General features: G+C 47.5%; 22 protein-coding genes. 1 reads left to right on the top strand and 21 read right to left on the bottom strand.

Going from position 1 to position 24,264, the window contains the following annotated elements:
• Nucleotides 1-6 precede the first annotated feature (6 nt).
• The 9 genes from spoT to atoD form a co-directional block, all read right to left on the bottom strand.
• Complete coding sequence (spoT, locus tag ACUHGC_RS03830; RefSeq protein ID WP_446834343.1) at nucleotides 7-2,136, bottom strand: bifunctional GTP diphosphokinase/guanosine-3',5'-bis pyrophosphate 3'-pyrophosphohydrolase; 2,130 nt, start codon at nucleotides 2,134-2,136, stop codon at nucleotides 7-9.
• A 33-nt stretch (nucleotides 2,137-2,169) separates the two neighbouring features.
• Complete coding sequence (gene rpoZ / locus ACUHGC_RS03825; RefSeq protein WP_446834342.1) at nucleotides 2,170-2,448, bottom strand: DNA-directed RNA polymerase subunit omega; 279 nt, start codon at nucleotides 2,446-2,448, stop codon at nucleotides 2,170-2,172.
• A 57-nt stretch (nucleotides 2,449-2,505) separates the two neighbouring features.
• Complete coding sequence (gene gmk, locus ACUHGC_RS03820; protein ID WP_446834341.1) at nucleotides 2,506-3,129, bottom strand: guanylate kinase; 624 nt, start codon at nucleotides 3,127-3,129, stop codon at nucleotides 2,506-2,508.
• Between the two features lie 140 nt (nucleotides 3,130-3,269).
• Nucleotides 3,270-5,234: an acetate--CoA ligase gene (gene acs / locus ACUHGC_RS03815; protein ID WP_446834340.1), complete on the bottom strand. Its 1,965-nt coding sequence runs from the start codon at nucleotides 5,232-5,234 to the stop codon at nucleotides 3,270-3,272.
• A 258-nt stretch (nucleotides 5,235-5,492) separates the two neighbouring features.
• Nucleotides 5,493-6,839, bottom strand: a complete 1,347-nt coding sequence (locus ACUHGC_RS03810; RefSeq protein ID WP_446834339.1) for a GntP family permease — start codon at nucleotides 6,837-6,839, stop codon at nucleotides 5,493-5,495.
• 174 nt (nucleotides 6,840-7,013) lie between these two features.
• Complete coding sequence (locus ACUHGC_RS03805) at nucleotides 7,014-7,790, bottom strand: 3-hydroxybutyrate dehydrogenase (RefSeq protein ID WP_446834338.1); 777 nt, start codon at nucleotides 7,788-7,790, stop codon at nucleotides 7,014-7,016.
• Nucleotides 7,791-7,844: 54 nt separating this feature from the next.
• Entirely contained in the window at nucleotides 7,845-9,026 is a 1,182-nt protein-coding gene (locus ACUHGC_RS03800; RefSeq protein ID WP_446834337.1) for an acetyl-CoA C-acetyltransferase, read from the bottom strand.
• A gap of 26 nt (nucleotides 9,027-9,052) precedes the next feature.
• Nucleotides 9,053-9,709 carry a 3-oxoacid CoA-transferase subunit B gene (locus ACUHGC_RS03795; protein ID WP_446834336.1) on the bottom strand — a complete coding sequence of 219 codons (657 nt, stop codon included), beginning with the start codon at nucleotides 9,707-9,709 and terminating at the stop codon, nucleotides 9,053-9,055.
• A gap of 12 nt (nucleotides 9,710-9,721) precedes the next feature.
• Nucleotides 9,722-10,378, bottom strand: coding sequence for an acetate CoA-transferase subunit alpha (gene atoD, locus ACUHGC_RS03790; RefSeq protein ID WP_446834335.1), 657 nt, complete (start codon nucleotides 10,376-10,378; stop codon nucleotides 9,722-9,724).
• Between the two features lie 301 nt (nucleotides 10,379-10,679).
• On the opposite strand from atoD, the gene ACUHGC_RS03785 reads away from it, so the two are divergent.
• Nucleotides 10,680-11,588, top strand: a complete 909-nt coding sequence (locus tag ACUHGC_RS03785) for a LysR family transcriptional regulator (protein WP_446834334.1) — start codon at nucleotides 10,680-10,682, stop codon at nucleotides 11,586-11,588.
• 55 nt (nucleotides 11,589-11,643) lie between these two features.
• Here the strand turns inward: ACUHGC_RS03785 and ACUHGC_RS03780 are convergent, their stop codons facing one another.
• The 12 genes from ACUHGC_RS03780 to polA form a co-directional block, all read right to left on the bottom strand.
• A complete protein-coding gene (locus tag ACUHGC_RS03780) occupies nucleotides 11,644-12,492 on the bottom strand; it encodes a class II glutamine amidotransferase (protein ID WP_446834333.1) in 849 nt (282 codons plus the stop codon).
• A gap of 105 nt (nucleotides 12,493-12,597) precedes the next feature.
• A complete protein-coding gene (locus ACUHGC_RS03775) occupies nucleotides 12,598-13,284 on the bottom strand; it encodes an HAD family hydrolase (RefSeq protein ID WP_446834332.1) in 687 nt (228 codons plus the stop codon).
• Nucleotides 13,281-14,273, bottom strand: coding sequence for an ABC transporter ATP-binding protein (locus ACUHGC_RS03770; protein WP_446834331.1), 993 nt, complete (start codon nucleotides 14,271-14,273; stop codon nucleotides 13,281-13,283). Before ACUHGC_RS03770 ends, ACUHGC_RS03775 begins: the two co-directional genes overlap by 4 nt.
• On the bottom strand, nucleotides 14,273-15,070 hold the full coding sequence (locus ACUHGC_RS03765; protein WP_446834330.1) for an ABC transporter permease: 798 nt from the start codon (nucleotides 15,068-15,070) through the stop codon (nucleotides 14,273-14,275). Before ACUHGC_RS03765 ends, ACUHGC_RS03770 begins: the two co-directional genes overlap by 1 nt.
• Before the next feature lie 2 nt (nucleotides 15,071-15,072).
• Nucleotides 15,073-15,909, bottom strand: coding sequence for an ABC transporter permease (locus ACUHGC_RS03760; RefSeq protein ID WP_446834329.1), 837 nt, complete (start codon nucleotides 15,907-15,909; stop codon nucleotides 15,073-15,075).
• A gap of 10 nt (nucleotides 15,910-15,919) precedes the next feature.
• Nucleotides 15,920-16,717 carry an alkaline phosphatase family protein gene (locus ACUHGC_RS03755; protein WP_446834328.1) on the bottom strand — a complete coding sequence of 266 codons (798 nt, stop codon included), beginning with the start codon at nucleotides 16,715-16,717 and terminating at the stop codon, nucleotides 15,920-15,922.
• A 9-nt stretch (nucleotides 16,718-16,726) separates the two neighbouring features.
• On the bottom strand, nucleotides 16,727-17,797 hold the full coding sequence (locus ACUHGC_RS03750; protein WP_446834327.1) for an ABC transporter substrate-binding protein: 1,071 nt from the start codon (nucleotides 17,795-17,797) through the stop codon (nucleotides 16,727-16,729).
• A 162-nt stretch (nucleotides 17,798-17,959) separates the two neighbouring features.
• Nucleotides 17,960-19,309, bottom strand: coding sequence for an NADP-specific glutamate dehydrogenase (gene gdhA, locus ACUHGC_RS03745; protein WP_446834326.1), 1,350 nt, complete (start codon nucleotides 19,307-19,309; stop codon nucleotides 17,960-17,962).
• Nucleotides 19,310-19,431: 122 nt separating this feature from the next.
• A complete protein-coding gene (gene ubiD / locus ACUHGC_RS03740; protein ID WP_446834325.1) occupies nucleotides 19,432-20,898 on the bottom strand; it encodes a 4-hydroxy-3-polyprenylbenzoate decarboxylase in 1,467 nt (488 codons plus the stop codon).
• Entirely contained in the window at nucleotides 20,888-21,196 is a 309-nt protein-coding gene (locus ACUHGC_RS03735; protein WP_446834324.1) for a type II toxin-antitoxin system RelE/ParE family toxin, read from the bottom strand. The genes ubiD and ACUHGC_RS03735 overlap by 11 nt, the downstream gene beginning before the upstream one ends.
• A complete protein-coding gene (locus tag ACUHGC_RS03730; protein WP_446834323.1) occupies nucleotides 21,189-21,344 on the bottom strand; it encodes a hypothetical protein in 156 nt (51 codons plus the stop codon). Before ACUHGC_RS03730 ends, ACUHGC_RS03735 begins: the two co-directional genes overlap by 8 nt.
• A 73-nt stretch (nucleotides 21,345-21,417) precedes the next feature.
• Nucleotides 21,418-24,216: a DNA polymerase I gene (gene polA, locus ACUHGC_RS03725; protein ID WP_446834322.1), complete on the bottom strand. Its 2,799-nt coding sequence runs from the start codon at nucleotides 24,214-24,216 to the stop codon at nucleotides 21,418-21,420.
• Nucleotides 24,217-24,264: the final 48 nt, after the last annotated feature.

Genomic DNA, 24,264 nt, shown 5'->3' with positions numbered 1-24,264 from the left:
ATTAGCCTATTCGTTGGTGTTGCGGATAATCTCGATCACGCCGGAAACCGCGCTGAGTTTTTTGATCACGCCACTCAATTGTTGCACGTTATGCGTTGAAATCAGCAATGTCACAAAATACACGCGTCCTTCTTTTTCCTCGGTGGTGATACTCTTAATATTGCTGCCGGTCGCGGCAATTGCCGAGGTTAAGTTCGCCAAAATCCCCTGCTTATTGACCATTTCGATCCGCAGTTCGGCATCAAATTCCGCACCGTTTTCACTTTTTTCCCATTCGACGGAAGTGAAATGCTGCGGCTGTTGATGACTTTCACGTGCGATATTGGAACAAAATTCATGGTGCACCACCAAGCCTTTGCCCGGGCTGACAAACGCAATAATCGGATCGCCCGGCACCGGATGGCAGCATTTCGCACAGCTGATCAGCAAGCCCTCCGCACCTTTGATGATGAGGTTGGCGTCTTTATGGTTGTTCGGAATGCCGTCGGTGTCGACCGCAATTTTCTCGCCTAACAAGCTGTGTGCAATCACCGCACTCATCTGATTGCCCAGCCCGATTTCCGCCAGCAGGTCATCAAAATCGCTCAGTTTTAATTCCGCCAGCAAATGCTGCAAGCGCTGTTGATCAATATCTTCCAGCTTATACGGCGACAGCGAATGAATCAGCTGACGTTTGCCGAGAATAATCGACTCATCGCGGCGCAGGCTTTTCAGAGTTTGACGAATTTTGGAACGCGCTTTTGCCGTGACCACAAAATTCAGCCAACCCGCACTTGGGCGTGCCGACGGCGCGGTGATCACTTCCACCGTTTGCCCGCTTTCCAGCGCTTGCGACAACGGATACGGCACGCGATCAACCCGTGCGCCGATACAGGTTTGCCCGATATCGGAGTGCACCGCATAGGCAAAGTCGATCGCCGTTGCGCCGGTCGGCAGCTCGACGATCCGCCCTTTCGGCGTGAATACATAGATTTCGTCCGGGAACATATCAGATTTTACACTTTCGATAAATTCCAACGAGTTCCCCGAACTTTGTTGCAGCTCAATCAGGCTTTGCAGCCAGCGCTGGGCGCGGATTTGCGCGGTGGTGTTTTTCACCTCACTGCCCTGTTTATACGCCCAGTGCGCCGCGACCCCCATTTCTGCCATTTGATCCATATCTTCGGTACGGATCTGCACTTCGACCGGCACGCCGTGCGGCCCGATCATTGAGGTGTGCAGTGATTGGTAGCCGTTGGCTTTCGGAATCGCGATGTAATCTTTCACTCGCCCCGGGCGCGGCTTATACAAACCGTGCATCTGCCCGAGCACCCGATAACAGGTATCGACGTCATCGACAATCGCGCGGAACGCATAAATGTCCATGATCGAATGGAAGCGCTGCTCTTTGAGCCGCATTTTTTGATAGATGGAATACAGGTGTTTTTCCCGCCCGAATACGCGCGAATGGATGCCGGCATCGTCTAACCGCCCTTTGATCTCATCGGCAATCCGCTGGATCATCTCTTTACGGTTGCCACGCGCAGCTTGGATCACTTTTTGCAGCACTTGGTAACGATTCGGATGCAGCGCTTCAAAGCCCAGATCTTCCAATTCGTTTTTAATATGCTCGATCCCCAAGCGATGTGCCAGCGGGCTGTAAATTTCCAGCGTTTCTTTGGCAATCCGACGCCGCTTATCCGGACGCAATGATCCAAGCGTACGCATATTGTGGGTGCGGTCGGCAAGTTTAATCAACACCACCCGAATGTCTTTGGTCATCGCCAAAATCATTTTGCGGAAATTTTCGGTTTCCGCCTCTTTGCGTGTTCTGAATTTCAATTTATCCAGCTTCGACACGCCTTCAACGATTTCGGCTACGCTGCGACCAAAGGCGTCGGTCAGCTGTTGTTCGGTGTAAGGGGTATCTTCGATCACATCGTGCAGCAATGCCGCCATCACCGCTTCATGATCCAGTTTCATTTCGGCAATAATCGACGCCACCGCCACCGGGTGGGTGATATACGGTTCGCCGCTGGAACGGGTGACGCCTTCGTGGGCGTCGCGCGCGATAACATAGGCTTGCTTCACCAGTTCAATCTGTTCCGGCGGCAAATAGCCTTGAATAATCCGGTTTAGGCTTTCGAATAGATACAAATCACACCTGCCTATCAATAAAAACGGGGGATTTTATTGTTGATCTTCTGACGACAGCAGTGAAACGGCATGAATTTCTGCGGTTTCTTGCTCTAATTGCTCGTAGCGATCTTGTTTGTCCATGATCTCGTTATTGATCAAGCCTTTTTCGATTTCACGCAGCGCGATCACGGTCGGCTTGTCGTTTTCCGGCTCTACTAACGGCTCACGCACGTTAGATTGCAATTGTCTTGCACGGCGCGACGCGGTTAAAATCAAATCAAAACGGTTGCCGATTTTCTCGACCGCATCTTGCACAGTTACTCGTGCCATAGTTCTTTCTCCACTCTAAAAATTCGTTAAAAGCTTAATATGATACTAAAGCTGCTGTCATTTCGCCAGTAGTTGCTGAATTAATAATGGATGATTTTGCTGCGCCGCGGCAAGCGTCACTTTTTCAGCGGTTAAAATCGCCTGTATTTCCGTCACGGCTTGTTCAAAATTATCATTAATAATCACATAATTATATTCGGCATAATGCTCCATTTCGCTAATCGCTTTCGCCATTCTTGCGGCGATCACCTTTGCCGAATCCTGCCCGCGCCCAATCAGGCGGCGCTCCAGTTCGTCCAACGACGGCGGCAGGATAAAAATACTTTTGCAATCCGGCATTTTCAACCGCACTTGCTGCGCGCCCTGCCAGTCGATGTCCAAAAAAACATCAATCCCCTGCGCCAAGCTCTGTTCGATCATCGGGATTGAGGTGCCATAGTAATTACCGAATACGTTGGCATATTCCAAAAACAAGCCTTGTTCGATCAAGTTTTCAAATTCCGCAACCGAACTGAAATAGTAATGCACGCCGTGCTGTTCACCCGGGCGCGGCTGGCGGGTGGTGTGGGAAATTGACACTTGCGCTTTATTTTGCGGCAGCTGTTTTAACAGCGCTGCAATCAGAGAGGATTTGCCCGCGCCGCTCGGCGCAGAAACAATATAAAGATGACCGTTTTGCATAGTATTCCTTGTTTGAATTTCTGCGTTGATTATGTCGCAAAATGCAAAAAAAATCAGTCAAAAAATGGATAACTCGAAAGAAAATTGCAAAGTGCGGTCTGACACATCATTCAAACCGCACTTTGCCGTATCTGAACGAATTACAGCACTTGGCGCTGCAATTGTCCGATAATCTGTGGATTCTCCAAGGTGGAAACGTCTTGGGTGATCACTTCGTTTTTCGCAATCGCCCGCAGTAAACGGCGCATAATTTTGCCGGAGCGGGTTTTCGGTAAATTCTCGGCAAAACGAATATCCTCCGGACGAGCGATTTTACCGATCTCTTTCGACACCCACTGCTTCAGCTCCTCCGCCAAGGCTTTGGCTTCCTCGCCGTCCGGCAGCGCCTCGTTCAGGACCACAAATGCCACCACCGCTTCGCCTTTAACTTCGTCCGGCTTGCCGACCACCGCGGCTTCCGCCACTTTCGGGCTGGCGACCAGTGCCGATTCGATCTCCATCGTGCCTAAACGATGGCCGGAAACATTTAACACATCGTCAGTGCGCCCCAAAATCCAGAAATAGCCGTCTTCGTCGCGATGCGCCGAATCGCCCGCCACATAATATTTACCGCCGAGTTCCGCCGGGAAATAGGTCGCTTTATAGCGTTCATCGTCATTCCAAATCGTGCGCAACATCGACGGAAACGGGCGTTTGATCACCAAGATACCACCGCTCTGATCGGTAATTTTCTGTCCCTGATCATCAACCACATCCGCCATAATGCCCGGCAATGGCAAGGTGCAAGAGCCTGGTTTCATCGAGTTAATCCCCGGCAGCGGCGACAGCATAATCGAGCCGGTTTCGGTCTGCCACCAAGTATCCACAATCGGGCATTGGGTTTTGCCGATAACATCATACAGCCACATCCACGCCGACGGATTGATCGGCTCGCCAACGCTGCCGAGCAGACGCAATGAGGAAAGATCATATTTTTTCGGGATCCAATCACCCACTCGGGTTAATGAACGGATCAAAGTCGGCGAGGTATAAAACACGCTGATTTTGTGCCGTTGAATCGTCCGCCAAATCCGCCCCGGATCCGGATAGCTCGGCACTCCTTCGTAAATCACTTGGGTCGCGCCGTTCGCCAACGGCCCGTAACAGACATAAGAATGCCCGGTGATCCAGCCCACATCGGCGGTGCACCAATAAATATCGTCCGGTTTATTGTCAAATACATTGCGGAAGGTGTTAATCGCGCCCAATAAATAGCCGGCAGTGCTGTGCACGATGCCTTTCGGCTTGCCGGTTGAACCGGAGGTGTAAAGAATAAACAGTGGATCTTCCGAATTCATCCATTCCGGCTCACAAAAATCAGGCTGTTTTTTCGACAGTTCATGCCACCACAGATCGCGCCCGTTTTTCCACGGAGTGTCGATATTCAAACGGTAATAAACCACCACGTTTTGTACCGTCGGGCAGCCCATATCCAGCGCTTCGTCCACGGTTTCTTTCAACGGAATAATTTTGCCGCCGCGCAAACCGCCGTTTGCGGTGATCACCAATTTAGCGCCGGCATCCTCTATTCGATCTTTCAATGCGCCAGCCGAAAAACCGCCAAACACCACCGAATGTACCGCACCAATTCGCGCGCACGCCTGCATCGCAATCACCGCTTCAACCAACATCGGCATATAGATCACCACCCGATCGCCCTTGCCGATGCCCAGCTCGCGCAAGGCGTTACCGAAACGGCATACTCGGTTGTGCAGTTGCTGATAGGTGAAATTGCTCACTTGTCCGAAATCGGATTCAAAAATCAGTGCGGTTTTATTGCCCTTGTCCGGCAAATGGCGATCGAGACAGTTATATGAAGCGTTGAGCTTGCCGTCCGGAAACCATTGGTAAAACGGCGCATTGCTGTCGTCGAAAATCGTCATAAACGGTTTTTTCCAACTGATCAGCTCGCGCGCCAAATCCGCCCAATACTGCAGGTAATCTTTATCGGCAAATTCCCATAAATCTTGATAGGTTTCCAGTTTGCCGATGTTGGCGGCTTGACGGAAATCATCACTGGGTTTGAAAATGCGGTTCTCTTTTAATATGGAGTCTAGGTGTTGCATATCGGCGTTCCTCTTAACGAAGTTATAGGAAGCGAAAGAAAGCAAACGATCGCTGTGCTGTAAATGAAAACAAGCTACCTTTTACCCTATATGAAGTAAAAAAGATGATCAAGAGTTGTTAATAATTTGTTTCAGGATTTGGATCACAAAATTGAATAATAAATTATGCTCAATTCTCAAAAATGCTTCAATACTGAATAAATGCGGCATAAAAAACGGCGATAAGAAAATATTATCGCCGCCTTCAGTGCAGAGATCCTAAACTATTCCAGCACTCGCTAATCCAATAACGATTATCAGGGAAATGGTGGGAATCACTAATGACACCATAGCGATATCAAAATAACTTTGCCGATGGCTCATGCCGGTGATCGCCAATAAGGTCAGCACTGCGCCATTATGCGGCAGAGTATCCAGCCCACCGGAAGCAATCGAGGCGACGCGATGAAAATGCTCGATATTTAATCCTTGTGCTATTGCTAACTCATAATATTTTTGTCCCAAACTTTCTAACGCAATTCCCATTCCACCACTGGCGGAACCTGTCGCCCCCGCAAGTGCGGTTACCGATATCGCTTCTGAAATCAGTGGCGTACCTTTAATATTTAATAAAAATTCAGAAAGCGCAGCGAAGCCCGGGACGGCTTTAACCACCGTGCCAAATCCAACTGCCGCCGAGGTATTCACTATCGCGGTCACTGAACCGTTAGCCCCTTCATTAATCGCTTTGATAAACGTTTTATATCGCGTTGCACTAAGTACTAAAATCAATAAAATCCCAATCAATAATGCGTTAACAATTGCCATTTTACTCACGTTCAAGGCGACCACCACCGCAACCAATGGCGCCATTGAAAACCAAAAATTAGGATTTTTTTGTGTCACAGCTTGCCCTGAATTGCCGTTCTCCAGCTTCTCACGCTGATCCGGGGTTTTCTCATCTTCAATGCTTACTTGAATACTGACTTCCGGCTCAATAAATACTCTCCCTTTGGAACGCAGCGCATTTTCTCGATAGATTAACCACGCATAACCTATACCCGCCATGAGTAGAGATGCCACAATCCCCATTGCCGGTGCTGCCGTCGGGTTGGTATTAAAATAACTAATCGGGATGAGATTTTGAATTTGCGGAGTGCCGGGAATAGCGGTCATCGTATAGGTAAAGGCACCTAATGCGATAGTGCCCGGCAATAATTGGCGTGAAATATCTGCTTCGCGAAATAGTGACACCGCCAGCGGGTAAACCGCAAACACTACCACAAATAAGCTGACACCACCGTACGTCAGTACCGAGCAAGCAACCACCACCGCCAAAATTGCTCGTTTTGCACCTAGCCATTTGCTAATTGTTGCTGCAATAGAATTTGCCATTGCAGTGACTTCCATTAATTTACCAAAAATAGCGCCCAACATAAAAATAGGAAACCACGTTTTAGCAAAACCGACAAACCCGCCCATATAATCGCCGGTATAAGCGGTAAGTAGATCTAATCCCCCAAATAATGCCACCACACCGGCAGCAATCGGCGCAACCCAGATAATTGACCAACCGAGAAACGCTAAGACAATAATAATCGTAAGACCAAGCAAAATACCTAACATAATGATTCTCCTACTATGAATATGTCTCACCTCCAACAAGATGAAATATATTCAAATACCGCACTTCGGGACAAATAAAAGCCGGTTTCGTCCTTGAAAGCCAGCTTTCCTTTTAATCCGTGTCATTTTATGCCGCTGCCGATTGCTCAATATTCGGCTTGCTGCAACAGATATTTATTGCGCCGTATAACCGGCGTCAATCACAAGGTTCGTGCCCGTAATGTGCTTCGCACAAGGGCTGGAAGCAAACAATACCAAACTTGCGATATCATCAATATCAATCAAGGTTTTTTGCGGAATTAACGGATAGAGAACCTCATCCAATACTTTATCCAAACTCACATTGCGTGTTTTTGCCAAATCATTCATCTGGTTTAATACTAATGGCGTTTCAATATACCCCGGGCAGATCGCATTCACGGTGACGCCGTCTTTTGCGCATTCTAGCGCTGCAACACGTGTGATCCCGATAATGCCATGTTTAGCGGCGTTATAAGCGACTTTACCGGCGAAGCCGACTAAGCCATTAATCGATGAAACATTAATAATCCGCCCGAACTTTTGCTTTTTCATAATTGGCAGGCAGTATTTAATACTCAAAAATGATGCTCTCAGCATAATTTGCAGCATTAAATCAAATTTCTCCGTTGGAAAATCTTCAATCGGTGCAACATGTTGAATACCGGCGTTATTAACGAAAATATCTAATGTGCCAAAGCGTTCCACTGCAGTAAAAATCAGATGTTTAATGTCATCCTCTTTCGTCACATCAGCTTTAATCGCAATGATATTCGGATTATCAAACTCTTTTAAGCGCGCTTCCAATGCTGCTTCGTTCACATCACTAATCACGACTTTTGCGCCGTTTGCTAAAAATTTTTTTGCCATATGCAAACCAATGCCGCTGGCAGAACCCGTAATCACCGCTACTTTTCCGTTTACATCTATCATTTCAACCTCACTTTTTGTTTTATTTGTTGGTTAGTCTTGTTACTTGAAAAAATCTTAAGTTCGTTCAATAATCATTGAAATACCTTGTCCGCCGCCAATACACAATGTTGCAAGCCCGAACGTCGCATTTTGTGCAAGCATTCCGTATAACAGCGTGACTAAAATTCGGGCGCCGCTTGCCCCAATCGGATGTCCCAGTGCAATCGCTCCGCCGTGAATATTGGTTTTAGTTAAATCAAAATTCAACGCCCTGCCAACCCCTAGGAATTGTGCGGCAAAGGCTTCATTCGCTTCAATAAGATCAATATCCGCCAGACTAAGATTTGCTTTTTGTAGCGCCTTGCGCGTTGCTTCAACCGGTCCTAATCCCATTACCGCAGGATCATTTCCTACACTGGCATAACTACGAATGCGCGCTAACGGCACTAAACCTAGTTGCTCGGCTTTACTTTCGCTCATCAGCAGCAATGCCGCCGCCCCGTCATTTAAACCGGATGCGTTGCCTGCCGTAACCGTCCCTTCTTTTTTAAATGCCGGTTTGAGTATCGACAATTGTTCGATAGTCGTGTCACACTTTGGATGTTCATCACGGCTAAAAATGACGTCACCTTTGCGATTTTTGATCACCACCGGCACAATTTCCCGATCAAATACCCCCGATTGCACTGCTTTCGTCGCCAATGTTTGCGAACGCAATGCGAACTCATCTTGTTCTTGGCGGCTGATTGCATATTTCTCAGCAATATTTTCCGCAGTAATGCCCATATGATAGTGATTCATTGCACAGGTTAAACCATCCTCAACCATGGTGTCCTGCAACGTTAAATTTCCCATTCTCGTGCCTGTGCGCACCTTACTACTCAACAAATAGGGCGCTTGGCTCATATTTTCCATGCCGCCGACAATAACAACATCAGCGTCACCGCAACAAATTGCCTGTGCGCCTAATACCACGCTTTTTAGCCCCGAACCACAGACTTTATTGATCGTCAGCGAAGAGACTTCCTTTGCAATCCCCGCTTTCAGCGCCGCTTGCCTTGCAGGATTTTGCCCCAGCCCGGCTTGTAATACATTCCCAAGAATCACCTCATCAATATGTTCGGCTGAAATATTGGCACGCTTCAGCACCTCTTGAATCACCAACGCTCCCAATTCAACCGCACTTACCGTTGCAAGTGAGCCGTTAAATCCGCCAACCGCTGTTCTTGCAGCACTAACAATTACAACATTTTCCATTTTTTCCTCACTTCACATTGATACCGCTATAAGCTGATTGCCATCTCTTTAAAGCTGTCCGCCACCACGAAATCCGCTTCGGTTTTTGCTTTAATCGTGGCTAAATCGACATTTGGTGCGTGTTCTTGCAGCGTTAATTGTCCGTCAATAAAATTGAAAACGGCCAATTCCGTTACCACCATATTGACTTTATTTTGTGCCGTTAGCGGCAAGCTGCATTTTTTAAGAATTTTTGAAGCGCCTGATTTCGCGCAATGCTCCATGCCGATGATGACTTTTCGCGCTCCCGTAACCAAATCCATCGCACCGCCCATGCCCGGCACCATTTTTCCCGGTACAACCCAGTTTGCCAGGTTCGCCTCTTGATCCACCTCTAATCCGCCCAGCACGCAAGCATCAACATGCCCGCCACGAATTAGCGCAAAAGAGTAAGCACTATCAAAAAATGCGCCACCGATTTGAATTGAGCAAGGCTGACCGCCTGCATTCACCACCGTCGGATCAATGTTCTCTTGATCAAGCGCAGCCAATCCGAGAAACCCATTTTCCGATTGAAGTGTGATATTGACCTCCTCCGGCAGATAACTCGCCACCAGCGTCGGCAGCCCAATCCCTAAGTTCACCACATCCCCATTTTTCAATTCCATTGCGATTCGGCGAGCAATTAATTCTTTTGCATTCATTGATATATCCTCTTAATTCTGGCTATTACACACAAGGTAATCGACTAATGTTGCCGGCGTCATCACTTGGTTTTGATCAAGTTCACCAACTGCGACAATGTTATTTACTTCCGCAATCACCGTTTTCGCCGCTAATGCCATTAACGGATTAAAATTACGCGCAGAACCGGCATAAATCAGATTGCCGCTTTCGTCGGCAATGTCCGCTTTAATCAACGCCAAATCGGCTTTTAGCGGTAGCTCGAGCAAATATTCAACGCCTTCTACGCTGATTTTTTGTTTTCCTTCTTCGACTACCGTGCCAACCCCTGTCGGGGTTAAAATGCCGCCTAACCCCGCACCACCGGCGCGAATTCGCTCAGCCAATGTCCCTTGCGGAACCAGTTCAACTTGCATTTCACCCGAAATCATTTTTTTCCCGGTTTCAGGATTTGTGCCGATATGCGATGCAATCACTTTTTTAACACGGTTATGGCTAATTAATGGTCCGACTCCGGTATCTACCAACGCTGTATCGGTGCTGATCAACGTAATATCTTTAATCCCTGATTCTAAAACGGCATTAATCAACATTTCTGCCGCGCCAATCCCCATAAAACCGCCGGACATAATGCTCATGCCGTCAAATAAATGCTGTTTTATCTCACTGATAGGAATTTTTTTAGACATATCCTCTCCAAATGCTATTTTTTTAATAAAGTTTATTTATACAATATTTTTGTTAACAATGTTTCTGACTCTCATTCTTAATTTGTTTTTTAGTGTGGAATATATATTTACTGAATAAAAATATATAATCACATTAATTTCATTAAGTTATAAGATAGCCAGCCGGTTCTCATAACACGATATGAGCATAGCAAAAGGGAAAACAGAAAAGAAATATTGATTTTTTAGCAATCATATAAATTTTATTTATAATAACTGCAATTTTGGTCGACATGATTTGGTCACAGGTGAGAGGAAGATTATGGATATCAGACATCTGCGGTATTTTACCGCTATCGTTGAAAATGATTTTAACTTAAGCAAAACCTCAAAATATTTGTATATATCTCAGCCAGCACTTAGCATGATGATTAATGAATTTGAGAGCAGAGAAAATATTGCATTATTTAAACGCTCACAGGGAAAAATCATCGGTTTAACCTATCTAGGTGAAAACTATTATCGTAATGCGAAGGAATTGATTGAAAAATATAATGAAATGCACAAAAGCCTACATAAAATGGTTAACCAAGTTGAAGGCAGTATTAGCATTGGTATTCCACCACTGGTTTTATCCGTCGTCTTTTCTGAAATTATGCCGCAATTGATTTTAAATAATCCTAATATCAATTTCAGTATCAAAGAACAAGGTGCGTATGTGCTAAAAAATGAATTGCTGCTCGAAAATATTGATCTTGCCGCATTGCTTTATCCTGAACGCATTTCTAAAAACATCATTGAATCGTTTGAAATATCATGCTCGGAACTGGCGGTTTTTTTCTCACCACAGCACCACTTAGCAAAGAAAGAGATCTTAACTTGGCAGGATTTACATAATGAAAAAATGGCGATTTTTGATCAAACATTTATGATCCATCACCAATTAAGTGAGTATTTTGATCGGCATAATATTTATCCCAATATTATATTGACCTCTAGCTCTTGGGATTTTCTCCTTAATTCAACTAAAATTAATAAAGAATTACTGACGATCTTACCTTTTCCAATTTCAAAGCAGTATCCCGCCTCGGATTATATCTGCCGAAAAATCAAGGATCCTGTACCGTGGCGAGTGACTTTGTGCCGTTTAAAACACAGTAATCATAGCAATATCGAAAATTATATTTTGGATTCCTTATTGACGGCGTTCAAATCTAATTATCCCAAATAATGGCGAATATTGCCTTCCATGAAAGTGCTACTTTACTATCACTCAAAAGGCAGCATTACGCCACCTTCTTTTCCAGAGGCTGTTGCTGTTCTTGGCAGGTGGTGCCGTCGTCTTCCATTTGTTTGAACACGCCGACCACTTCGTGAATTTTCTCGCCGTCTTTGAACATTACGAAGCCACCGTGTTCCATTTTGACCCACTCTTCATTTTTGGTCAGTGGGAAAGTCGAGATGATGTTGACTTTATCGTTTGGCTTAGCGAAGTCGTTGAAATCAATAACGCCGTCGTCGTCAATGCGGAACGCCTTGCCGAACGGGGCTTTGCGCATCACATAGTGCAGGTTGGTCGAGCAGTGCGCCAGCATGATTTGTCCGTTAGACAAAATGAAGTTAAACGTGCCCAATTCCGCCAGTTCGATTGAAATTTCACGCACGGCATCAAAGATTTCCTGATCGCTCGGCTTTTTGTGATACCGCACTTTGAGTTTTTCCACCATATAGCAAAATGCCGCTTCGGAATCGGTGCTGCCGATCGGCTGGGCGCGGCTTTCGGACAGATCCGGCATGGTTTTCAGATTGCCGTTATGCGCAAACATCCAGTTTTCGCCCCAGATTTCGCGCATAAACGGATGGGTATTTTCCAGATTGACCAAACCTTGCGTGGCTTTGCGGATATGCGCAATCACATTCAGTGATTTGATGTGATATTGCTTAACACAATCGGCGATCGGCGATGAGCTGCACGGTTTGTCATCGCGGAAAACGCGTACACCTTTGCCTTCAAAAAACGCAATGCCGAAGCCGTCGGAGTGGTGATCGGTGATGCCCGCACGGCGGCGGAACCCTTCAAAAGAGAACACAATATCGGTCGGGCTGTTACAATTCATGCCCAAAAGTTGACACATAGAACCAAATCCTGCAAATGCTGACGATGCTTCTGTAAAGAAGCGAAAATACCTAGAATGGTGCAGAATTATACGCTTTTTTTATCAATAGAAAATAGGGGGTTATTACTTTTCGTGCAAATTTTTTTCAACACTTTCCAGCTGCCAATGTTCTATCGTCCAACCGCACTTCTCCGCCTGTTGGCGCAACACGCTGTCCGGGTTGACCGCAATCGGATAACCGACTTCGTTCAGCAGCGGTAAATCGTTGCGTGAGTCGGAATAAAACAGCGCCTCACGAATTTGTTCGGCATATTCCGCGCCCAGATAGGCTTGCAGTCGCTGCACTTTACCCTGCTGATAACTCAAAATGCCAAACGTGTTGCCGCTGTAATGTCCGTCGACCACTTCGGTTTGAATCGCGATCACTTCTTGAACGCCCAGCTTTTTGGCGATCGCCTCCACCACAAAATCGGCGGTGGCGGAAATAATGATGATCCGCCGATTCGCCAACTGAAACGCTTTAATCGCCTGTTGAGCTTCGGGGTAAATTCTAGGTTCGATTTCGCAATGCGCGAAAAGTGCGGTCTGCTTGGCAACGTCTTGTTGCGACATTCCGCGCAACGGGCTGAGGGTGAACGCCATGTAATCTTCCATCGACATTTCGCCGGCAGCATATTTTTTCATCATTTCTTGCTCTTGCTCGACAAATTCTTGATCGACCAAGCCGCGCTGTAGCATGAATTCACTCCACAGCGAAGCACTGTCGCCGTCGATTAAGGTGTCGTCCAAATCAAATAAGACTAAACTCATTGCAACTCCCGAATTTGTGTTGGTTCAATCGTCAACTTCACCCGCGTTCCGAGCGGGAAGAAATGCTCACGCGATAAATTCAGTTTATCTACGGTTAAATCCAGCTCGCCCAACCGCACTTTGTAACGGATAATATTGCCTAGCAAGCTGCGCTCGACAATATTCGCTTCTCCGTGCTGTAAATCGGTTTCCAGCAAGATTGATTCGGGACGAATCGCAATATCCGACCGCACTTCGCGCCCTAACAGGCGGCTGGCGTCCGGCGCGCTGAGAATATTGTAACTGCCGATAAAACCGGCGCTAAAATGGGTTTGCGGCGCCAGATACAGGGTTTCGGCATCGCTGTTCTGTTCGATTCGCCCTTGGTTCATCAGCACAATCCGATCGGACATGGTCAACGCCTCTTCCTGATCATGGGTGACAAAAATCGTGGTTAAATTCAGTTCTTGCTGAATCTGGCGAATTTGTTGGCGCAAATGTTTGCGAATCCGCGCGTCCAACGCCGACAGCGGCTCATCCAGCAGCAATAAATCAGGACGGGTGACCAGCGAACGCGCCAGCGCCACCCGCTGACACTGCCCGCCGGAGAGCTGCTGCGGATAGCGATCGGCATAGCTTTCCAGCTCAACCAATTCTAAAATCTGTTTCACCCGCTGCTGAATTTCATCTGACCGCACTTTGCGCATTTTTAGTCCGAATGCCACATTTTCGCGCACCGTCATGTTTGGAAACAGTGCGTAACTTTGAAACACCATTGCGATATTGCGCTTTTGCGGCGCGGCGTGGGTAATTTCACGTCCGTTAAGTTCAATCGTGCCGCTGTCAATTTCCGTTAAGCCGGCAATGCAGCGCAGCAGCGTGGATTTGCCACAGCCGCTTGGCCCGAGCAAGGTCACAAATTCGCCTTGTTCGGCATGAAAGCGGATATTCTCAAAAATGGTGTTGTCACCGTATTTTTTATCCAAATCAATTACGTTTAAATACGACATCAGTTTTTCCTTTTTTTCCGGCTCAAGGTATTGGCTATCAATGTGGCGATCAGAATCAGCAAGAAATATGACACCACCAGCGCACTGGAATAATGCCCGCTGCGGTTACGAATGTTATACAGATACACTTGCAGGGTTTCGTATTGTCCGCCGACTAACATATTGGCAAACAGAAATTCGCCGATCAGGAACGAAAATGAGAGGAAAATCGCCGATAGCAAGCCGTTTTTCAAATTCGGAAGAATAATGCGCCACACTGCCTGAAAGGTGCTGGCACCCAATAAGTGTGCGGTGGCCACCAGCTCACGCAAGTTAATTGCGCTTAAATTATTCTCAATCGCGCGATAGATAAACGGCAGCGCAATCATAAAATAGCAACTGATCAGAATCCACGGCGTGCCGGTCAGCGCCAACGGTTCATCGGAATAGAGCTGTAACAGCCCGACTGACGACACGACCGGCGGAATCGCAAACGGCAGGATCACAATCAGGTTCATCAACGGTTTGAGTTTCGGGAAATAGTAATCCACCACAAAAATCACCGGAAAGGTCAAACCAATCGCCACTAAAAGTGCGGTAAAGCAGATCCACAACGAGCGGAAAAGTGCGGTCAGAAAACGTTCATCAGTCCAAAGTTGGTAGTACCAATCCAAAGTCAGTCCGTCCGGCAACAAAGTCGCGCCCCAGCTGGTCGATAACGAGTAAAGTGCGGTCGCCACAATCGGCGCTGCCAGAATCAACAGCAAAATCAACAGCACCGTGTAATGATAAAGGCGGGTCTTGCGTGTATTGTTCATCTTCACCCCTTATCGCGATAGTTGTAGCGTCGGCTCAGCCAACGGTGCACCAACGTGATCAGCAACATTAAGCCGATTAAAAACAGTGACAGCGCACTTGCCAGATACGGATTAAGGAAAATATCGCCCGACACCAACGCGCCGATCCGAATCGGCACCACGTTATAATTGCCGCTGGTGAGGGCATAAATCGTGGCATACGCCCCAATCGCATTGGCAAACAGCACCACCAAGGTGCCGAGCAACGCCGGCATAAACACCGGTACTGCAATTTTACACCAATAAGCTCGGCTATTTGCTCCTAACAATGCGGCGGCTTCACGCCATTCGCTTTTCAACGCGTCAAACGCCGGATACAGCAGCAACACCGCCAGTGGAATTTGGAAATAGGTGTAAATAATGATGATGCCGCTCTTGGAATAGATATTAATTGCCTCTATCCCTTGCTGACGCAATAACAGATTCAGTGCCCCATTCGCGCCCAATAAAATAATGAAAGCAAACGCCAATGGAATGCCGGAAAAATTACTGGTCATGCTGTTGAACGATAAAATAAAATCACCGACTCGCGAAGGCTTGATCGCACTCAGAGAATAGCTGCCGAACAGCGCGATCACTAATCCGAACAGGCTCGACAACAGCGAAATTTCCAGTGAATAGCGAATCGCTTGCAGATAAAATGAGGAATTGATAATTTCACGGAAATTGTCCAAGCCCCAGCCGCCGTCTTCAATTTGAAAGCCGTTAATCACAATCCAGATTAACGGAATAAATTGAAACGCCAGAAAAAATAGGAAAAACGGCAAGGTTGCCGCAATAGCCAACCACTTTCCTCTCATTCGTTGCCTCTTATTTTAATAATGCCGCGCAATACGCCTTATCATGCGCCACCCCGAGTATTTGGCAAATCGTGCCGCAAATCTCGGTTTGTAAAAGTGCGGTTTCCGCTTGGCTAAATGCCTCGCCGAACACATAAAACGGCACGCGGGCTTCGGTCTCCGAATCAGCGCAATGGTTGCCGTCATCATTCATGCCGTGATCGGCGGTGATAATCACTTGATAACCCTCTTGCAACCAGTTCGCCAAATAATCCGACAAAATATTGTCGGCACGCCTTGCCGCATCGCGATACTGTTTACTGTCTTGTCCGAATTTATGCCCGAGATCGTCAATATTCATCGAATGAAACAAGATAAAGTGCGGTTGGTGGTGATGTCGCAAGCTATCACCGTCGGCAAACAGGTGCGAATCGGGGTAATCGTCTTCGTAATAAAAATGCGCATATTGAATCGGCAAATCGCGATCCTGCACATGGCGATCCAAAGTCGGGTTAAACGGCGTGCGGTTATACAGCTCGCTCACCCAGTGATAGGCTGCGGCAGCGGTGGTTAAACCGGCTGCCGATGCGTAATGAAAAATACTTTTTTGCTGCGACAAGCGGGTAACACGGTTATTCACCACCCCACTGTCAATCGGCGCAACGCCGGTGAGCAGACATTCATACAACGGACGGGAAAGTGCGGGCAGCTCGCTTTGCACTTGATAAAGCTTGCCGATGCCTCGGCGACAAAGCGCCTGCAAATGCCCCATGGTTTGCACTGCCGTGTCGTAATTTAAACCGTCTAAAATCACCAGAATCGCTTTCATCGCCGCCTCTTATTTCATATTGATAATGACTTTTTCCTGCCATAGACGCGGCAGCTGTTTTGAGGATTTTTCCCACGCTTTGCCGTCTTTAATCGGGCGAGCATTTTTATACTGCTCCGACGGTAGCAATTTAGCGGTTACATCTTGCGGCAAACTGATTTTATCGGCACGAATCGGACGGGCATAGCCGCGAGCCAGATTGATCTGCCCTTCATCAGATAAAATATATTCGCGCGCTAACTTAGCCGCATTCGGGTTTTTAGCATATTTATTGATAATCGTGGTGTAACCAGAAATCACACTGCCGTCAGACGGAATCAGCACCTCAAAACGGTTCGGATCAATTTGATCACGGTAGTTTAAGCCGTTGAAATCCCAAACTACACCGACTTCCACTTCGCCTTTTTCCAGATTAGCAATGCTCGGATCCACCATGCCCAAACGCCCTTGTTTTGCGATCTCGGCGAAGAAATCCAGTGCCGGGGTTAAATCGGTTTCATCACCGCCACGGGCGAAGTTCGCCGCTAACACGCCGTTCACCGCTTGCGCCGCCACACTCACATCACCGACGGTGACTTTATAATCGCCTTTCAACAAATCATTCCAACTGTGCGGAATGTTTTTCACTGTATCTTTATTCACGATAAACGCAATTGTGCCGGTATATGCCAACATCCAATGCCCGTCGGCATCTTTCGCCCAATCGGGAATATCATTCCAGTAGCTGGTTTTATACGGCTGAGTGACGCCTTTTTGCACCGCAATCGGTCCGAAAGAAGCCCCGACATCACCAATATCGGCGGTGGCATTTTTCTTCTCGGCATCAAATTTCGCAATTTCCTGCGCCGAACTCATGTCGGTATCGCTGTGCTTCAAGCCGTATTTCTCACCCAATTGCACCCAAGTGTCTTTCCAGTTCGCCCAAGTATCCGGCATCCCGACGCTGTTCACCACGCCTTCTTTTTTCGCCGCTGCTTCCAGTGCAGCCAAATCCGTTGAGGCATAAGCAGAAGTCATCCCGACACTAAGTGCGGTCAACACAACGGCTAAACTTTTTTTATTAAAATATGACAAGCCCATTTGAGTCTCCTTTTGTATTCATAAGATCTTCACCTTGAAGATGGCTAGAGTATAGCGGGGAAATGTTACAAAATGATGACAGGCGCTGAAAATGAAAAAAACCGAAAGGACAAGCCTTTCGGTTTTTTCATTCGCAAAAAGTGCAGTTTACATTATCGGTGATTAGAACACACCTTGTGCTAACATCGCGTCAGCCACTTTTACGAAACCGGCAACGTTGGCGCCGACAACATAGTTGATGTTAGCTTCACCTTCTACTGTGCCGTATTTTTTACAATTGGCATGAATATCCAGCATGATGCGTTTTAATTGTGCGTCCACTTCTTCACGCGTCCAGTATAGACGTTGTGAGCTTTGTGCCATTTCCAAGCCGGAAGTTGCCACGCCGCCTGCGTTCGCCGCTTTGCCCGGTCCGAACAACACTCCGGCTTCCAGTAAGCGATCGGTCGCTTCGATAGTGGTTGGCATATTCGCACCTTCTGCCACCAGCTGCACGCCATTGGCGATTAAGGTTTCGGCATCGCTCAGTTCCAATTCGTTTTGAGTGGCGCAAGGCAGTGCGATATCGGCTTTTACGCCCCAAGGACGTTGACCTTCGTGGTATTCCAAGCCGAATTGTTCTGCATAATCCTTCACGCGACCGCGTTTCACTTCTTTGATCTCTTGTAATGCAGCTAGTTTTTCCGCAGTGAAACCGTCTTTGTCGTAGGCATAGCCGGAAGAGTCGGAGCAAGTCACGACTTTCGCACCCAGTTCTAAGGCTTTTTCAATCGCATATTGCGCTACGTTGCCGGAACCGGAGACGGTAACGGTTTTACCTTCAAACGATTGACCTTTTTCTTCCAACATCGCTTGCGCGAAGTACACCAATCCGTAACCGGTTGCTTCAGGGCGAATCAAGCTGCCGCCGAAAGACAAGCCGCGACCGGTGAACACACAAGCGGATTGGTTGGATAATTTTTTCATGTAACCGGCAAGGTAGCCCACTTCACGACCGCCTACACCGATGTCACCCGCCGGTACATCAGTATCCGGACCAACATGGCGATATAATTCGCTGATTAATGCTTGGCAGAAACGCATCACTTCGGCATCGGATTTACCTTTCGGATCGAAGTCCGAACCGCCTTTACCGCCGCCCATTGGCAGGGTGGTCAACGCATTCTTAAAGATTTGCTCGAAGCCCAGGAATTTTAAGATAGAAAGATTGACTGAAGGGTGGAAACGCATGCCGCCTTTGTAAGGCCCGATAGCGCTGTTGAATTGCACGCGGAAAGCACGGTTGACTTGCACTTGCCCTTTGTCATCTGTCCATGCCACACGGAATTGGAACGCACGCTCAGGCTCAACTAGACGCTCCAGCAACGCTTGAGAAGCATATTTGGGATTGGCTTGGATAAACGGCCACAGAGAGGTGAATACTTCTTTTGCCGCTTGCAAGAATTCAGGCTGATGCCCATCACGTTTTGCCAGTTGTGCCAAAAAATCGTCAAGAGTAGTTAAATTGCTCATGGGTTTTCCTTCTTGTTTCAAGATGATGTTGTTGTGTGTTTTATGTATTTTATAATTATAATAAAAAATTCTCTCGGCTCGCTTTTTGCCGTGGAGGATTTTCATTCTAAACTATATTTTTTCTAAAGAATAGCTAAACTTTCCCATGTTTCGTCTATTTTTTTCACAATATCCTCATTTTTCGTTATCGGAACGCCCCATTCTCTAGTGGTTTCACCTTGCCATTTATTGGTGGCGTCAATTCCCATTTTCGATCCCAATCCGGCAATCGGCGAGGCAAAATCCAGATAATCAATCGGGGTGTGTTCAATGATTGTACAATCGCGCGCCGGATCACTGCGCGTGGTGATCGCCCAGATCACATCTTTCCAATCGCGTGCGTTAACATCATCATCACACACAATTACGAATTTAGTGTACATAAACTGACGCAGGAACGACCAAACCCCCATCATCACCCGTTTGGCGTGCCCCGGATATTGCTTCTTGATCGTAACGACCGCCAAGCGATATGAACAGCCTTCCGGTGGCAGGTAGAAATCGACAATTTCCGGAAATTGTTTTTGCAGAATCGGGATAAACACTTCGTTTAGCGCCTCACCCAACACCGCCGGTTCATCAGGCGGGCGCCCTGTGTAGGTGGAGTGGTAAATCGGCTGTTGGCGCATGGTGATGTGTGTAACCGTGAACACCGGAAAATACTCTTGCTCGTTGTAATAGCCGGTGTGATCGCCATACGGCCCTTCAAGTGCGGTTTCATCGGGATCGATATAACCTTCCAGTACGATTTCCGCACCGGCCGGCACTTCCAGTTCATTGGATAGCGATTTCACCACTTCGCTTTTATGCCCACGCAATAACCCGGCAAAGGCATATTCCGATAAGCTGTCGGGAATCGGGGTGACCGCACTTAAAATGGTTGCAGGGTCTGCGCCTAATGCCACTGAAACCGGGAAAGGCTGATTCGGGTGCGCTTCTTTCCACTCCTGAAAATCCAATGCGCCGCCACGGTGCGACAGCCAACGCATAATCAATTTATTTTTAGCGATCAGCTGTTGGCGATAAATGCCTAAATTTTGCCGTTTTTTATACGGCCCTTGAGTGATGGTCAGCCCCCATGTCACCAAGGGCGCAACATCGTCCGGCCAGCAGTGCATGATCGGCAATTTATATAAATCGACCTCCTCGCCCTGCCAGACAATCTGTTGACAGTCGGCCTTGCTCAACACTTTGGTGGGCATATTCAGCACTTGCTTAAATTGCGGCAATTTGTCGATCAGATCTTTAAAGCCTTTCGGCGGCTCAGGCTCTTTTAAAAAAGCAAGCAACTTGCCGACATCTCGCAAAGCGGTAACATTCTCTTGCCCCATGCCAAGCGCCACTCGCCGAGCCGTGCCGAACAGATTGCAAAGCACCGGTATATCGTAACCGACCGGATTTTCAAATAACAACGCCGGCCCGCCCAAACACAAAGTGCGGTCGGCAATTTCGGTCATTTCCAAATAGGGATCAATCGGCTGGCTAATCCGTTTCAATTCGCCCTGTTGTTCTAACAAGGCGATAAAATCACGCAGGTTTTTATATTTCATTATGGTTCTCATAAGAGGATAGCGGTGGGTAAAGGCGGCGACAGTGGAGAACGGTAATAATCAAAATATGTGTCTCTGTGGTGCGGTAAACAACACGATACCCTCTAGGGTAAATTTCTCGTGTTCCCTCTACGTCCCCCTTTGCTCCCATGTCTGGCATGGTGGATAGCAGCGCAATTGATTTTTGAATATCATTGATCACATTCACCGCACTTTGTAAGCCAACAAATTCGGTGATATTGATCATAATGGTTTCAATATCCTGATTAGCGATTGCTGAATAGGTGATCTCACGCACTTTTCTTCATGCCCTCTGCTGCTTTTAATGCTGCCCGAATAGCATTTTCATAGACTTGTTCAGGGGTGTAGTGGCGTTGTTGTGCGATAGCTAAATCGCCAAGTTTAACCTTTTCAGCCAAAAATTTTTTATACGCTTCTGTTTTCATCACGCTCTCCTTCTTTTTGAACAGGCGACAGTCAAATAGTATCGCCTGTTGGTTTTTTCGTCAATTGCGGGTGTTAGTGCGCCTCGTCCCAGTTATCGCCGATGCCCACTTCGGCAATCAGCGGCACGCTCAGTTCGGCGGCTTGTTCCATCAGGGCTTTAATTCGGGTGCTATGATGTTCCACTTTGTCAGACCGCACTTCGAACACCAGTTCATCGTGCACCTGCATAATCATTTTAATTTCATCGCTGTCGGCAATCTCTTGATCTATCAACAACATTGCCCGTTTAATAATATCCGCTGCCGTGCCTTGCATCGGGGCATTGATCGCCACCCGCTCCGCACCTTTACGCCGCATAGCATTAGAGGATTTGATTTCCGGCAGATAGAGTCGGCGTTTAAATAGCGTTTCCACATAGCCCTGTTCACGGGCTTTTTGCTGAATGTCGCTCATAAACGCCTGCACGCCCGGATAACGTTGGAAATACAAATCGATATATTGCTGCGCCTGACCTCGGGCAATGCCCAACTGACGTGCCAGCCCAAACGCACTCATGCCATAAATCAAACCGAAGTTAATCGCTTTGGCGCTACGCCGCTGCTCGGCACTCACCTGATCCAATGCCACACCGAAAATTTCCGCCGCAGTGGCTCGGTGAATATCTTTACCGTCGGCAAATGCCTGATTTAAGCCATTGTCGTTGGATAAATGCGCCATGATCCGCAATTCAATTTGTGAATAGTCAGCGGCGATGATTTTATGATTTTCTGCGGCAACAAACGCCTTGCGGATCCGCCGCCCCTCTTCGGTGCGAATCGGGATATTCTGCAAATTCGGATCGCTCGATGATAAACGTCCGGTGATAGTAACCGCCTGATGATACGAGGTGTGTACTCGTCCGCTGTTGCTATCCACCATTAACGGCAATTTGTCGGTATAGGTCGATTTCAGTTTACTTAAGCCGCGGTGTTCCACCAAAATTTTAGGCAAATCGTGTTCGTATGCCAATTCCTCCAACACTTCCTCATTGGTGGAGGGCGCCCCTTTCGGGGTTTTTTTCAAAATCGGCAAGCCTAACTTGGTGAACAGAATCTCTTGCAACTGCTTAGTCGATGCCAGATTAAACGGCTCGCCTGCCAGTTCATGCGCCTGCTGTTCCAACTGCAGCAAGCGGTTGGCAATTTCATGAGACTGTTGCGACAATAAACCGCTGTCGAGCAACACGCCGTTGCGTTCAATCCGAGACAACACCGACACTAACGGCATTTCCAGCTGATTAAACAGCTCAACCAAACTCGGTTCGGCTTGCAGTTTTTGCCATAAGGTTTGATGCAGCTTCATGGTGATGTCGGCATCTTCGGCGGCATATTCCGCCGCTTGTTCCAATGGAATTTGATCAAAAGTCAGCTGATTTTTGCCCTTGCCCGCCAATTCCTCAAACGTGATAGTGGTGTGCCCCAAATAGCGTTTTGCCAAGTCGTCCATATTGTGCCGCCCTGTGCTGTCGAGGGTGTAGGATTCCAGCATGGTGTCGTAGGCAACGCCTTGTAGCGTGATGCCGTGGCGGAAGAAAATGGTTTCATCGTATTTAATGTTTTGCCCGATTTTTTGAATCTCAGGGTTTTCCAGAATCGGCTTCAATTTTGCTAACGTCTGCGCCAAGTCCAGCTGTTCAGGTGCGTCTAAATAGCGGTGTTGCAACGGCAGATACGCCGCTTCGCCGTTTTCCAACGCAAAAGAAATGCCGACCAAATTTGCTTGCATATAGTTCAAACTGTCGGTTTCGGTGTCTACGGCAATCAATTTGGATTGGGCTAGTTTATCCAGCCATGTCGCCAATTGCGACTCGCTCAGAATGGTTTGGTACAGCGTGCGATCAATCGTTACTTTATTGACTTCTTCAACCGCACTTTCGGTTTTCGGGGTTGCCTGATAACCATTAAATTTCGCCGCCGATGCTTCTGCGGAGGTGACCGAGCTGCTGCCGTTTTGCAACATTTCATTCAGCCAACGCTTAAATTCATAGCGCCCAAAGGCTTCGATCAGTTCGTCATTTTGTGCGGGTTGTAATGTCAATTGATCATAATTCAGCGGCAATTCAACATCGGTTTTAATCGTTGCCAAAAGATAAGAGAGATCCGCCATCGGCTTCGCTTCAGCCAATTTATCGCCCAGCTTTTTCGCACCACGAATCGGCAATTCGGCAACTTTATCCAGATTGGCATAAATCTGCTGCATACTGCCAATGCCCTGCAACAAGCCAAGTGCGGTTTTTTCGCCCACTCCCGGCACGCCCGGAATGTTGTCGGAACTGTCGCCCATCAATGCTAAATAATCAATGATCAACTCCGGCGGAATGCCGTATTTCTCAATCACTCCTTCACGATCAAGCAGGCTGTTATTCATGGTGTTAATCAGCGTGATATTGTTGTCCACCAGCTGCGCCATGTCTTTATCGCCGGTGCTGATCAGCACTTTCTGACCGCACTTTGACGCATTCAGCGCCAACGTGCCGATCACATCATCGGCTTCCACCCCGTCAATCACCAACAACGGAATGCCGAGAGCCGTGATAACCCGGTGTAACGGCTGAATCTGTTTGCGTAAATCATCCGGCATCGGCGGGCGATGCGATTTATACTGTTCAAACAGCGCATCACGAAACGTTTTTCCTTTAGCATCGAACACCACCGCCAAATAGCGTGGATTTGCTTGTGCAATCAGGCTTTTCAGCATATTCAACACGCCATACATCGCCCCCGTCGGTTCACCCAACGAGTTGGTCAACGGTGGGAAAGCGTGGAAGGCGCGGTATAAATAAGAAGAACCGTCCACCAGAACGAGGCTGTTTTCGGCAATTTTAGCTGTCATAAATTATCACTTGGTTAGAATCAAAAATATGCGGGCATTGTAGCAAAA

The sequence above is a fragment of the Testudinibacter sp. P27/CKL/0425 genome (assembly GCF_052931395.1).
Note: the sequence above shows the minus strand (reverse complement) of the source record. Positions and strands in the feature narration are given on the sequence as shown.

Coding starts and splice junctions, on each gene's coding strand:
- rpoZ (WP_446834342.1), bottom strand. CDS start 2,448: ATGGCACGAGTAACTGTGCAAGATGCGGTCGAGAAAATCGGCAACCGT.
- gmk (WP_446834341.1), bottom strand. CDS start 3,129: ATGCAAAACGGTCATCTTTATATTGTTTCTGCGCCGAGCGGCGCGGGC.
- acs (WP_446834340.1), bottom strand. CDS start 5,234: ATGCAACACCTAGACTCCATATTAAAAGAGAACCGCATTTTCAAACCC.
- ACUHGC_RS03810 (WP_446834339.1), bottom strand. CDS start 6,839: ATGTTAGGTATTTTGCTTGGTCTTACGATTATTATTGTCTTAGCGTTT.
- ACUHGC_RS03805 (WP_446834338.1), bottom strand. CDS start 7,790: ATGATAGATGTAAACGGAAAAGTAGCGGTGATTACGGGTTCTGCCAGC.
- ACUHGC_RS03800 (WP_446834337.1), bottom strand. CDS start 9,026: ATGGAAAATGTTGTAATTGTTAGTGCTGCAAGAACAGCGGTTGGCGGA.
- ACUHGC_RS03795 (WP_446834336.1), bottom strand. CDS start 9,709: ATGAATGCAAAAGAATTAATTGCTCGCCGAATCGCAATGGAATTGAAA.
- atoD (WP_446834335.1), bottom strand. CDS start 10,378: ATGTCTAAAAAAATTCCTATCAGTGAGATAAAACAGCATTTATTTGAC.
- ACUHGC_RS03785 (WP_446834334.1), top strand. CDS start 10,680: ATGGATATCAGACATCTGCGGTATTTTACCGCTATCGTTGAAAATGAT.
- ACUHGC_RS03780 (WP_446834333.1), bottom strand. CDS start 12,492: ATGTGTCAACTTTTGGGCATGAATTGTAACAGCCCGACCGATATTGTG.
- ACUHGC_RS03775 (WP_446834332.1), bottom strand. CDS start 13,284: ATGAGTTTAGTCTTATTTGATTTGGACGACACCTTAATCGACGGCGAC.
- ACUHGC_RS03770 (WP_446834331.1), bottom strand. CDS start 14,273: ATGTCGTATTTAAACGTAATTGATTTGGATAAAAAATACGGTGACAAC.
- ACUHGC_RS03765 (WP_446834330.1), bottom strand. CDS start 15,070: ATGAACAATACACGCAAGACCCGCCTTTATCATTACACGGTGCTGTTG.
- ACUHGC_RS03760 (WP_446834329.1), bottom strand. CDS start 15,909: ATGAGAGGAAAGTGGTTGGCTATTGCGGCAACCTTGCCGTTTTTCCTA.
- ACUHGC_RS03755 (WP_446834328.1), bottom strand. CDS start 16,717: ATGAAAGCGATTCTGGTGATTTTAGACGGTTTAAATTACGACACGGCA.
- ACUHGC_RS03750 (WP_446834327.1), bottom strand. CDS start 17,797: ATGGGCTTGTCATATTTTAATAAAAAAAGTTTAGCCGTTGTGTTGACC.
- gdhA (WP_446834326.1), bottom strand. CDS start 19,309: ATGAGCAATTTAACTACTCTTGACGATTTTTTGGCACAACTGGCAAAA.
- ubiD (WP_446834325.1), bottom strand. CDS start 20,898: ATGAAATATAAAAACCTGCGTGATTTTATCGCCTTGTTAGAACAACAG.
- ACUHGC_RS03730 (WP_446834323.1), bottom strand. CDS start 21,344: ATGAAAACAGAAGCGTATAAAAAATTTTTGGCTGAAAAGGTTAAACTT.
- polA (WP_446834322.1), bottom strand. CDS start 24,216: ATGACAGCTAAAATTGCCGAAAACAGCCTCGTTCTGGTGGACGGTTCT.